General features: G+C 56.1%; 8 protein-coding genes. 3 read left to right on the top strand and 5 right to left on the bottom strand.

Annotated elements, in window-relative coordinates; translation table 11 throughout:
* Positions 1 to 27 precede the first annotated feature (27 nt).
* Positions 28 to 1,053: an inner membrane protein YhjD gene (yhjD, locus tag ABR39_RS02680; protein WP_047345661.1), complete on the top strand. Its 1,026-nt coding sequence runs from the start codon at positions 28 to 30 to the stop codon at positions 1,051 to 1,053.
* 260 nt (positions 1,054 to 1,313) lie between these two features.
* Positions 1,314 to 2,636 (top strand): MFS transporter, encoded by a 1,323-nt coding sequence (locus ABR39_RS02675; RefSeq protein ID WP_047345660.1) that lies wholly within the window; start codon positions 1,314 to 1,316, stop codon positions 2,634 to 2,636.
* A gap of 52 nt (positions 2,637 to 2,688) precedes the next feature.
* Here the strand turns inward: ABR39_RS02675 and ABR39_RS02670 are convergent, their stop codons facing one another.
* The gene (locus ABR39_RS02670) at positions 2,689 to 4,731 is read right to left on the bottom strand and encodes an AsmA family protein (protein ID WP_047345659.1); all 2,043 of its coding nucleotides are present in this window, start codon (positions 4,729 to 4,731) and stop codon (positions 2,689 to 2,691) included.
* Positions 4,732 to 4,796: 65 nt separating this feature from the next.
* On the bottom strand, positions 4,797 to 5,570 hold the full coding sequence (gene pdeH / locus ABR39_RS02665) for a cyclic-guanylate-specific phosphodiesterase (RefSeq protein WP_047345658.1): 774 nt from the start codon (positions 5,568 to 5,570) through the stop codon (positions 4,797 to 4,799).
* Between the two features lie 229 nt (positions 5,571 to 5,799).
* Here pdeH and ABR39_RS02660 point away from each other — a divergent pair, with 229 nt between their 5' ends.
* On the top strand, positions 5,800 to 6,729 hold the full coding sequence (locus ABR39_RS02660) for a sugar kinase (protein WP_047345657.1): 930 nt from the start codon (positions 5,800 to 5,802) through the stop codon (positions 6,727 to 6,729).
* Positions 6,730 to 6,792: 63 nt separating this feature from the next.
* On the opposite strand, the gene ABR39_RS02655 is transcribed toward ABR39_RS02660, so the two are convergent.
* The 3 genes from ABR39_RS02655 to hmsP form a co-directional block, all read right to left on the bottom strand.
* Positions 6,793 to 8,286 (bottom strand): M16 family metallopeptidase, encoded by a 1,494-nt coding sequence (locus ABR39_RS02655; RefSeq protein ID WP_047345656.1) that lies wholly within the window; start codon positions 8,284 to 8,286, stop codon positions 6,793 to 6,795.
* A gap of 227 nt (positions 8,287 to 8,513) precedes the next feature.
* Positions 8,514 to 9,800 (bottom strand): dicarboxylate/amino acid:cation symporter, encoded by a 1,287-nt coding sequence (locus tag ABR39_RS02650; RefSeq protein WP_032662127.1) that lies wholly within the window; start codon positions 9,798 to 9,800, stop codon positions 8,514 to 8,516.
* Positions 9,801 to 9,959: 159 nt separating this feature from the next.
* Positions 9,960 to 11,966 (bottom strand): biofilm formation regulator HmsP, encoded by a 2,007-nt coding sequence (gene hmsP / locus ABR39_RS02645; RefSeq protein ID WP_047345655.1) that lies wholly within the window; start codon positions 11,964 to 11,966, stop codon positions 9,960 to 9,962.
* Positions 11,967 to 11,979: the final 13 nt, after the last annotated feature.

The raw sequence follows: 11,979 nt of genomic DNA, 5'->3' as shown, positions 1-11,979 counted from the left end.
TCCAGCCAAACGAAAAGGAAAAGACGCGTGACGCCGGAAAACAACCCGCAACGACCCACCCAACATTTAGAGTATGATCCCATCAAAAAGATGGAAACCGAGCCAGAAGAGGCCAAATCGCCAGGCACCGCCAGCAAAGCGCTGGGAACCGTCACCGGCATAGCCGAGAGAATTCAACAGTTTCCCATGGTGGCGCATCTGATCCGCGCAACCGAGCGCTTTAATGATCGCATGGGGAACCAGTTTGGCGCTGCAATTACCTATTTTTCCTTCCTGTCGATGATTCCGATCCTGATGGTGTCATTTGCGGCGGCCGGTTTTGTGCTCGCGTCCCACCCGACGCTGCTGCAGGATATCTTCACGAAGATCCTCAATAACGTCAGTGACCCGACCCTTGCCAGCACGCTCAAAAGCACCATTAATACCGCCGTTCAGCAGCGTACCACGGTCGGAATCGTCGGTTTGCTGATTGCCCTTTACTCCGGCGTTAACTGGATGGGTAACCTGCGCGAGGCCATTCGCGCCCAGTCGCGCGATGTCTGGGAGCGTAAGCCGCAGGACCAGGAGAAAATTTGGGTTAAGTATCTCCGCGACTTTATTTCGCTGATTGGCCTGCTGGTCGCCCTCATCGTGACGCTCTCCATTACCTCGGTGGCGGGCTCGGCGCAGCAGATGATTATCTCTGCGCTCTATCTTGATTACATCGAGTGGCTGAAGCCTGCCTGGCGCGGCATTGGGCTGGCCATTTCCATCTTCGCCAACTACCTGCTGTTCTTCTGGATCTTCTGGCGATTGCCCCGCCATCGCCCGCGTAAGAAGGCGCTGATCCGCGGCACGTTGATTGCGGCGATCGGCTTTGAAGTCATCAAAATCGTGATGACCTACACCCTGCCGTCACTGGTGAAATCCCCTTCCGGCGCGGCGTTTGGCTCGGTGCTGGGGCTGATGGCGTTCTTCTATTTCTTCGCGCGTCTGACCTTGTTCTGCGCGGCGTGGATTGCCACTGCCGAGTACAAAGATGACCCACGGATGCCGGGCAAAACGCACCGGTAACCCTTCTCTCGGGCTGAAATTTCAGCCCGATTCATCATTTCAGCATATAAATCCAGCCCGTAACTTTTATTTAACCGAAAACCAGTTTTATTGACTGATATTAGAAAACTGTGAAGCATTTCATAGACGAGTTTTGGCTGGCCTGAAAATTATCCGCTTTTTGTTGCTTTTATCGCCAGCGCGCGGCTTTGTTACAGATTGAAATGTCGCTTTTGCTGTGCGTAATATGGCCTTTCGTTCGACAAAAATAAGAAAATATTATGCAAGCAACAGCCACCACACTCGACTCGGGAACCGAAAACGTTCCGGTAAACTCGCGCAATAAAGTTGTCGTCGCATCGCTGATTGGCACCGCCATTGAGTTCTTCGACTTTTATATTTATGCCACCGCTGCGGTCATCGTCTTCCCGCATATCTTCTTCCCGCAGGGTGACCCGACGGCGGCCACGCTTCAGTCTCTGGCCACCTTTGCTATCGCGTTTGTGGCGCGTCCGATTGGTTCAGCGGTCTTTGGTCACTTTGGCGATCGCGTTGGCCGTAAAGTGACGCTGGTTGCTTCGCTGCTGACCATGGGAATTTCCACCGTGGCCATCGGCCTGCTGCCGACCTACGAAACCATCGGTATTCTGGCACCGGTCCTGCTGGCGCTGGCGCGTTTTGGTCAGGGTCTGGGTCTGGGCGGTGAATGGGGTGGCGCGGCGCTGCTGGCCACCGAGAACGCCCCGGCGCGCAAGCGCGCGCTGTATGGTTCATTCCCGCAGCTTGGCGCACCGATTGGCTTCTTCTTTGCGAACGGGACGTTCCTGCTGCTCTCCTGGCTGCTGACGGATGAACAGTTTATGAACTGGGGCTGGCGTATCCCGTTTGTCTTCTCAGCCGTGCTGGTGCTGATTGGCCTGTACGTCCGCGTTTCTCTGCATGAGACCCCTGTCTTCGCGAAAGTTGCCGCGGCGAACAAACAGGTGAAAGTGCCGCTGGGCACGCTGCTGACCAAACACGTCCGCGTGACCGTGCTGGGCACGTTTATCATGCTGGCAACCTACACGCTGTTCTACATCATGACGGTTTACTCCATGACCTTCAGTACCGCCGCCGCGCCGGTTGGGCTGGGGCTGCCGCGTAACGAAGTGCTGTGGATGCTGATGATGGCGGTGATTGGCTTTGGCGTGATGGTACCGATTGCGGGTCTGCTGGCGGATAAATTTGGCCGTCGCGCGAGCATGATTGTGATCACCACGCTCATCATTCTGTTTGCTCTGTTCGTCTTCCCACCGCTGCTGGGTTCAGGTAGCCCGGCGCTGGTCATGGCCTATCTGCTGATTGGCCTGAGCCTGATGGGGCTGACCTTCGGTCCGATGGGCGCGCTGCTGCCAGAGCTGTTCCCGACGGAAGTCCGTTATACGGGTGCCTCTTTCTCTTACAACGTCTCGTCTATCCTGGGCGCGTCCGTTGCGCCATATATCGCCACCTGGCTGCAGGCGAACTACGGTCTCTTCTATGTGGGCGTCTATCTGGCGGCCATGGCGGCGCTGACGCTGATTGCGCTGCTGCTGACGCACGAGACTAAGCACCAGGCTCTGTAATTCACTGCGGCCTGATGCCCTCACCCCGGCCCTCTCCCACAGGGAGAGGGAGCTACTTCTTCATCTGCGACAAAATATTCTGGCACTGATTCGCTTCGCCTTCTGACGGTGAAATCAACGCCAGCAGCGCTGCGGCCGGGGTGACCAGCGTGGCAAGAGCTGCTGCCACCGCGCCGCGAGCAATCAGCGGGCCAGGCTTCACGCCCGCCTGCGGATTTTTGAACGTTCCGCGCACGTAAAGCGGCGAGCGCAGGGTGATGATTCGGACACCCTTACTTTCCGGGTCAATCGTCAAATCAAGCTGCTCCGAAGCCATGCTGGCGGTACCGGTCACGTTAATGACCGCGTTTTCCGTGTCGAAGGCGAAAATCTGCGGACGCGCCACGCCGTTAACCAGATCCAGATTGGCTGCCGCACAGTTCACCCGCACCTCATCGTCACCGAAGATTTGCCCGATAACGTAGTTACCCACGTTCAGGCCCAGGATCTCCATCAGGTTGCGGCTCACCAGCCCGTCATTCATCAGCAGCTTCAGGTTGCCGTTACTGCTTCCCAGCAGGGCCGCTACGGAATTGCCCACGCCGCGAATGTCGGCATCGCCGTTCATTTCGCCGAGGGTTTTCTGCATCAGTTCCACGTTGGGCATCAGTTCTTTCAGCTTGAGCCTGCGGGCCTGAATTTCGGCTCGACCCTGCATTGGCTTCTTGTCGCCTTCGAGGTGAATGTTCGAGGAAATCGTTCCACCCGCCATGCCAAACTTCAGCGGCTGCAGGCGCAGGTCGGCATTTTTGAGGAGAATATGGGTCGAAAGATTGCTGATCGGCAGCGTACTGCCATGCTCAATTTTTCCGCCTTTGAAGCGCACGTCCGCGTCCATCACGTCCCACTTATCCGTCTCAAAGCGGTCATAGGGCAGCACTTTCCCGGCTGGCTGGAGATCTTTCTTCACCTCTTTTGACTTCGTACCTTTACCGGAATCGACGCCGATCAGCGGGCCCAGGTCGGCCAGCCGCAGCTGACGGGACTCGACATCCCCTTCCAGTTTCGGGCGCGGTTTTCCGGTGGTGTACGTCAGCGAGCCGTGGATGTCGCTGTCGCCGATGCGGCCGTTAAAACCCCGGTAGTCAAAAACGGAGGATTTTTCGGTGTTGATTTTGGCGACCAGATGCCCGTCCGTTTCGAACGGCGGGGTATCCGGCAGCAGTACACCGGTCAGATCGTACAGCTCGCCCAGCGAATCACCGGCAAATTTGAGCCGCAGGTCGACGCCGCCCATATTCATCGGGTCGTTGACCGTCCCCACGAACGCCACGCGGGTGTTCCCGGAACGGAAGTCTGCCTGCACCGGGAACGGCGTGCCTTCGCTCCGCAGCGCCAGCATGCCGCCCATTTTCCCTTTTCCGCTCAGCGGCTGGCCGTTGTAGCGCCCTTTTGCCGTCAGGCCGAAAACATAGTCACCTACGCTTGCCGCGTCGCCTTTCGCCTTCGTGCCCGTGACCTCGCTAAACGGCAGCGGCTTGCCCAGCGGATCGACCAGGATCTCTACATCCGCCTTGCTGACTTTGTCGTCGATAGCGATCCGTCCGCGATCGAACAGAATGTTGTCGAGACGGAATGACCAGGAGGAAGGCTGGGCATGCGGATCTTTTTCGCCGTCGCTGGCGAGGTTAAATGTCCAGTTGTTATTTTTTTCTGAGAGGCGGATCAGGCGCGCATCGGGCTTCTGAAGTTTGATCCACGGCAGATAGACCGTTTTGGTGAAGAGCGCGAGCGGGGCCAGCGTGGCTTCAACGCGAGGGAGGTGAACCATGGTCACTTCCGGGATATCCGGCGGGTTGCCGAGAATAATGTCGTCGGCATGAACGTGTGGCCAGGGGATCCAGCTTCGCCAGCCTCGCTCCTCTTTCTGGCGTTCCCATACCACCCCTAAATCACCGCGTATGGCGAAGGGACGATTCAGTTCGGTTGAGACTTTCTGGTTGATGGTCGGCTTAAGGCGGTTCCAGTCAAACGTCGCAATAATGATGACCACGATCGCGATCAACAACAAGAAAATCCCTGCTGTCCAGGAGATTACCCTGGTTGTTTTAGTCATTTTTATCCCCTTTCCTGATGACCTGTCCTGTAAAACTATAGTCCAGACAAAGGGAAGCGGGCTTATCAGAGCGTTGTTATCACGCTTTCGAGGCGATCCATGGGTACCGGGCGAGAGAGGAAATAGCCTTGCGCCGCCGCGGCGGGGGAGTTTTGCACATCACGCCACTCTTCCAGCGTTTCCACGCCTTCAACAATCACGCCCTGGCAATAGCGGTTCATCAGCTGTAATAGCAGCGTGAAGAGATTCCGCCCTTCAGGGGTTTGACGCAGCATAATGAACAGATCGCGGGCCACTTTAATGTAGTCGTAACGCACTTCACTCAGGGCGGAGAAGTTCGCCATGCCGGTGCCAAAGTCATCCAGCCACAGCGGGCCAAATTCGCACATCGACGCAAACGAAGAGTCCTGCGGCAGACGGACATGCTCCACCAGCTCAAAGCGCATCCACGGCAGGGTCGCGATCAGCTCCTGTAATTTCGCATTCTGGCGCAGCGCCAGCAGGGTTGGACCATCGACGTTGACCGAGGCGAGGATATCGTGCTGTTCGAAAAAGGGCTGCTTCGTCGCCAGCATACGGAGCTGCTCTTCCAGCACATCCAGACGCTGGCGAACGGCCACTTCGGCAAAGTAACGATCCGGCGCAATACGCTGAGAAGGGTTTGAAGGGTGCGTCACAACGGTCAAAATTTCGATGGCCATCAGTCGACCGTCTGTTCGGTAGATCGGCTGATAAGTGTATGCACGCTCACATTGCAGCCAGTAGCGATGCTCCTGCAAGTTCTCAATACTTGCCTCAGGCGTAGTGCTCAGCCGCTGGATAACCTGCTCTGACTTCATTTCAGATGTCCTGTTGTTGGGATAGCCTTTCTGGACTCGTCACAGGATTATCGGCGCGGCAATTGAGAACTTTATGTTCAATTCACCGTGAAAATGAAATTAAGATGACAGAAAGGGGCAGGAACACGCGCTGGCTCAAACAAAATAATGGAACGTTGTTTTAATATAGTTGACCAGTTAATTCACCCAGCGCACACTACCGAAAATTACTCTGTTCAGGTTCACGACTATGTCTAAAAAAATTGCCGTGATTGGCGAATGCATGATTGAGCTGTCACAAAAAGGCGCGGAAGTCAGCCGCGGATTTGGTGGCGATACGTTAAACACGTCCGTTTATATTGCCCGTCAGGTTGCGCCTGAGGCGCTCACCGTGAGCTACGTTACCGCCCTGGGCACGGACAGCTTCAGCCAGCAAATGCTCGAGGCCTGGCAGAGTGAACACGTTGAAACGTCGCTTATCCAGCGGATGGAAAACCGCCTCCCGGGGCTTTACTACATCGAAACCGACAGCACCGGCGAACGCACGTTTTATTACTGGCGTAACGAAGCAGCGGCCAAATTCTGGCTGGAGAGCGACGCTGCCGCTGCCATCTGCGAAACGCTGGCAACATTTGACTATCTCTATCTGAGCGGGATCAGCCTGGCGATCCTGAGCCCTACCAGCCGTGAAAAACTGCTCTCGCTGCTGCGCGAATGCCGCGCGAATGGCGGGAAGGTCATTTTCGATAATAACTACCGTCCACGCCTGTGGGCCAGCCGTGAAGAGACGCAGCAGGTCTATCAGCAGATGCTGCAATACACCGACATCGCGTTCCTGACGCTCGACGATGAAGACGCCCTGTGGGGTGAGAAGCCGGTTGATGAGGTGATTACGCGCACGCAGGCGGCTGGCGTAAGCGAAGTAGTGATTAAGCGCGGTGCAGACTCGTGCCTGGTTGCAGTGGCGGGTGAAGCGGTGGTTGACGTCCCGGCGGTGAAGCTTGCCAAAGAGAAAGTGATTGATACCACGGCGGCGGGTGATTCGTTCAGCGCGGGCTATCTGGCGGTACGCCTGACGGGAGGAACCCCGGAAGCGGCGGCACAGCGTGGGCACCTGACGGCCAGCACCGTTATTCAGTATCGCGGGGCGATTATTCCGCGTGAGGCGATGCCTGTTTAAGTAAGGTGTGGGCTGATGCCCTCACCCTAACCCTCTCCCACAGGGAGAGGGAATAGTGAAGCATTACTGCCCCTGCGGGATATCCGTCGCGTCCGGGTGTAAATCATCAGCCGTGGCGGCCTGCGCCGGCTGCGGCACGGTCGCCATAATGGAATCCCAGGTCGTCTGAAGTTCCTTCATGTCATATTCCGGCTCGCCCTTCGGTTGCAGGAGGATCAACGCCATCTCCTGCGACAGCTGCTGACGGAGGTCCTGATTGAGCATATCGACGGTCAGACCGTTCAGGAAGTCCTGACGAAGCTTCTGGTACTGTTCCGGCGCAATGTCCACCACCTGATTCTGCAGGGAGCGAATACGCTGGCTGATCAGAATGTCGGTATCGGCACGAGCGTAGGTCGCAAACAGCTTCTGCAGCTCGAGTTTTTTCTGAGCCAGAAGGGCGTTGAATTCCTCTTCGGAAAGCCCCTCTTTACGCACTTTTGCCAGCTCTTTCGCGACCACACCCAGATTCGCATTCAGCTTATCGCCCGGCGATTCAACGTTAATCGCGCATTGCGCACGCTGGAACAGCACGCGGCAGTCAAAGCCAAGCCCGATGTTCTTCATATTGTTCTTACTGAGCGTCTGCTGAACGTGCCAGAACAGCGCTTCACGGGCCAGATCGGCACGCCAGTAGCGCAACAGCGCCGCGGACTCACGAATTGGCTGCCATGCGGTATCCCACATCACGGAGAGTCGGTCCTGACGCACGGTGTCCGTCATAATGCTGACCGGCTCTGCACGCAGCGGGGAGAGCGTCGGGACAGGGGCTGGCGATTCACGCTTGCCTTTCAGATCGCCAAACGCTTTGTTGATCTGCTCAATTACCGCGCGGCTGTCCACGTTGCCCACCACGATCAGCGTCATTGCGTCCGGGGTGTACCATTTCTGGTAGTACGATTTTACCTGTTCGGCGTCCACAGGCTGTTTCAGCGGTTCGGCCGGATCGTGTCCCAGTAACGTCGAGCCTTTCAGGCGGTAGCGCCACCAGCCCTCTTTGGTGTCTCCAGGCCAGGTCGCCACCATGTCACTGTTGCTTAACGCATAGTTGACGGTATCCGGGGTAATCGCCAGGTTGCCAGAGGCATCGGAGAGATACGTCAGCGCTTCTTTAAGCAGATCGTTACGGTTATTAGGCAGGCTCAGGTTAAACATGGTGTAGTCATACGAGACAACAGCCGGTGGGAGTGGGCGTTTCGGATCGATGGCCTGTTGCCAAAGCGAACGCACCTGAACTGCTTGCAGGCTGCCGCTCTGAGTGAGCGCCAGCCGGGGAATAAAGTGGCTAAAACCGGTTTGCTGGGTGCTTTCCGTGAGGGAGCCGGTATTAACAGACAGACGGATTTCAATACGGTCGCTGGGACGTTGCGGAGTGGCTAACACCTGCCACTGAAAACCGTTCGCTAATGTCCCTTGTTGCCAGGCCGGGTCTGGCTGGAGCGCATCTGCCTGCACATAACTGGCTGCTGCCATCATCAGCAAACCGCCGGTTAAGAGTCGAATTTTTGTGCCCTGCATGTGAACCCCTGATCAACATTCCTGGTTAAAAAAGAGTGTCTCGCGACGCGCTTCACTCTTAAAGATGACGATGAAAACACGTCAATTAGACCGCGCGTTCGGCAAAACGTCACGGTCAGAAGTGAAATATACCCAAAAAAAATCTTGTCGAATTATGACAGGTACGAACAGTTATTATGCGCAGGAGCCCGCATCCCGACAAGGGAATACGGGCATTTGTGACAAGATTAAGAGGATAAACCAGGATTTTTGCTGTCAGTTGAACGATTATTCAGAGTATCGTCGAGCTTTTTGTGATCCAGCTCTTTCACCCATTTCGCCACCACCACCGTTGCCACGCCGTTACCCACCAGGTTGGTTAACGCACGCGCCTCGGACATGAAGCGGTCAATACCCAGAATCAGCGCCAGACCCGCCACCGGCAGGTGACCCACTGCAGAGATGGTAGCTGCCAGCACGATAAAGCCGCTGCCCGTCACGCCAGCCGCACCTTTAGAGGAGAGCAGGAGCACCACCAGCAGGGTAATCTGATGGAAAATATCCATATGGCTGTTGGTCGCCTGCGCGATAAACACGGCCGCCATCGTCAGGTAGATCGAGGTACCATCAAGGTTAAAGGAGTAGCCCGTCGGGATCACCAGCCCGACCACCGATTTACGGCACCCCAGCTTTTCCATTTTATCGAGCATGCGCGGCAGCGCCGATTCTGAAGAGGACGTCCCCAGAACAATCAGCAGCTCTTCGCGAATGTAGCGGATAAATTTGAAAATGTTGAAGCCTGTCGCGCGGGCAATGGAGCCCAGCACCACCACCACAAAGAGGATACAGGTGATATAGAAGCAGATAATCAGCTGACCCAGCTGCACCAGCGTACCGACGCCATACTTACCGATGGTGAAGGCCATCGCACCGAAGGCCCCAATCGGCGCCAGGCGCATGATCATATTGATGATGCCGAAGATCACCTGCGAGAAGCTTTCGATCACATTAAAGATAAGCTGGCCTTTGCTGCCCAGACGGTGCAGGGCAAAGCCAAACATCACGGCGAACAGCAGCACCTGCAGGATGTTACCGCTGGCGAACGCGCCAATGACGCTGCCCGGTATCACGTCCAGCAGGAAGGCCACCACGCCCTGATCCTTCGCCTGTTCGGCATAAACCGCAACCGCTTTGGCATCCAGCGTCGACGGGTCTACGTTCATACCCGCGCCCGGCTGCACCACGTTGACGATGATCAGACCGATAATCAGGGCCAGCGTACTGACCACTTCAAAATAGAGAAGCGCCACTGCACCGGTACGACCAACCGCCTTCATGCTTTCCATGCCAGCGATGCCCGTTACGACCGTACAGAAGATCACCGGGGCGATGACCATTTTAATGAGCTTAACGAACGCGTCGCCAAGCGGTTTCATTTGCGCGCCCAGCTCGGGGTAATAGTGACCCAGCAGAATACCGATGGCGATGGCTGTCAGGACCTGGAAGTAAAGACTTTTGAAGAGTGAGGTTTTCATAAGGTGTCCTTGGGAAGAAAAACCACAGGCTTTGTAAGGTTATGGTTAACCTGCGGCTTTAAAATAACACCCACATAACAGGACAGAAATAAACTCAGTTCAAATTTGAAACGCAAATGTTAAGAACTTTGAGCTGACTCGCACAAGCCAGCAACAAAATTACACATTTGCGCGATTGTCAGCGCCAGAAAGGTATCGTTCTTCAAAGACATCCGAAGGCACAGCAGGTGCAAAAAGGAAGCCCTGTCCGCTCTCCACGCCCGCCTCTGCCAGCCAGCTGCGCTGTGCTTCAGTTTCAATGCCCTCGGCAATAAGATGCAGGTTGAGGCTGCGCGCCATCTGGATAATCGCCTGCACCATGCTGCTGTCGCCCGGCAGGCCGTCTACAAACGCTTTATCGATTTTTAGCACATCTACCGGCAGGGTTTTCATGTGCTGAAGCTGGCGCAGTCCGGCGTATCCCATGCCAAAATCGTCCAGCGCAATGCGAATGCCGGCGTTACGCAGCGGCTTCAGAATCGCGACCGCTTCATTCGGGTCGTCAATGCGCCGGCTCTCTGTCACTTCCAGGGTCAATGTATCAGGCTTGATGCGGTAACGATGGATCAGCTCCAGCATCTCTGAAACCATGGTCGGGTGCATAAGCTGCAGGGCAGACAAATTGACCGACAGCGGCAGCGTTACGCCGCGTTCCTGCCAGGCGGCAAGCTGGCGGCAGGTCTCTTCCAGCACCCAGTAGCCGACGGTGACCATCAGACCGCAGGACTCGATGCGCTCGATCAGCCCCTCCGGCAGCTCCCATGAACCATCCGGCTGCTGCACGCGCAGCAGCGCTTCGGCGCTTTTCACCTCTCCCGTCAGCAAATTCACCTGCGGCTGTAGCCAGAGGGCAAACTGGCGGTTATCCAGCGCGGTCAGGATGTCGCTCTCTTCCGTCAGGCGCTGCTGCGCCTTTTCCATCTGCTCCGGGTCGAAGAACTGGATCTGATTTTTGCCTTTGCGCCGGGCGGTGAACGCCGCCGAGAACGCGCGATGATAAAGCTGCTCTGCCGTTAAATCGCCATAGTACATGGCAATACCGATACTGGCGCTCGGACGCAGTTGGATGCCCTGAATAGGCAGCCGCTCATTGATGACAGTGAGTACTTGCTGACCTAATGTGATCGCATGCCATGGCTCTTTCACGCCGTTGGCAATCACCACCAGGTCGTAACCGCTGACCTGGGTCAGCACCATGCGCGGGGCGAGGACAGACTTCACTTTTTCCACGAGGGTCAGCAGCAGCATTTCGCGCTGACTCTCCTTGAGCACGCCCGCCGTGTCCTGCAGGGTTTCACAGGCAATAACCATCAGCGCCGTGGTTTGCTGGCGGGCAACGGTCTGCTCCAGCATCGCCATCAGGAAGGCTTTATTCGGAAGCTCCGACACCGGAAAGCGCGTGGCGCTGCTGCTTAACTCATCCTGCTGACGCTGGATACGCTGCTGATTAAGGTTATAGCTGCGCACCAGCATGCCAATCTCATCATCATGATGAAGGCGCGGCAGCTTAAGCTGATGGCCCATCAGGTCCTGTGGTGAAAGCGTGTTCAGCTCCCGGGCAATATGGCGCAGGGGATGAACAATCAGTCGGTTAATACACCAGGTTAGCGCCACGCTGAGAATAAGCGTCATAAGTAAGCAAGTGGTCACTAACGTAACAACCCAACTCATGACGAATTTATACATGCGGTATGAGTCCGCCTGTAATACCAGGTAGGCCAGCGGCTGTGGATTAGCAGGACGTTCAAGCGAATAGACGGGAAGCGAAATTTGTACCGGCAGTTCAAACAGGCGCATCACCATCATCGGGACGGGACGCTCCGGGATAAAGCTCATCCGCAGCGCCTGAAACTGGTTGGGCAGTACGACGTCCGCCCGGCTAACAATACCGGCGGGTTGAATGCGTTTTAAAATGGTTTCCGCTTCGGGAATATCCCCTTTCAGGATAGAGGCAGAAAGCGGGCCGCGCACCGAGCGGGCGATACTTTCTAACTGCGAAGCCGTGTTATAGCGATTCTGCTGTACGGAATGAAACAGCAAAATTACGCAGAAGAGCAGTACAAACAGCATTGTGACGGCAGACACCATCGCCATCTGTTTGATCGTTAAAGAACGGCTGACACGCAAAATGACTCTCCAC

It is taken from the genome of Enterobacter genomosp. O, from assembly GCF_001022965.1.
Taxonomy (GTDB): Bacteria; Pseudomonadota; Gammaproteobacteria; order Enterobacterales; family Enterobacteriaceae; genus Enterobacter; species Enterobacter cloacae_L.
This window is presented reverse-complemented; position numbering and strand designations above follow the sequence as displayed.

Excerpts from the sequence above, each read along its gene's own strand:
- ABR39_RS02675 (WP_047345660.1), top strand. The coding sequence starts at position 1,314 with ATGCAAGCAACAGCCACCACACTCGACTCGGGAACCGAAAACGTTCCG.
- ABR39_RS02670 (WP_047345659.1), bottom strand. The coding sequence starts at position 4,731 with ATGACTAAAACAACCAGGGTAATCTCCTGGACAGCAGGGATTTTCTTG.
- pdeH (WP_047345658.1), bottom strand. The coding sequence starts at position 5,570 with ATGAAGTCAGAGCAGGTTATCCAGCGGCTGAGCACTACGCCTGAGGCA.
- ABR39_RS02660 (WP_047345657.1), top strand. The coding sequence starts at position 5,800 with ATGTCTAAAAAAATTGCCGTGATTGGCGAATGCATGATTGAGCTGTCA.
- ABR39_RS02655 (WP_047345656.1), bottom strand. The coding sequence starts at position 8,286 with ATGCAGGGCACAAAAATTCGACTCTTAACCGGCGGTTTGCTGATGATG.
- ABR39_RS02650 (WP_032662127.1), bottom strand. The coding sequence starts at position 9,800 with ATGAAAACCTCACTCTTCAAAAGTCTTTACTTCCAGGTCCTGACAGCC.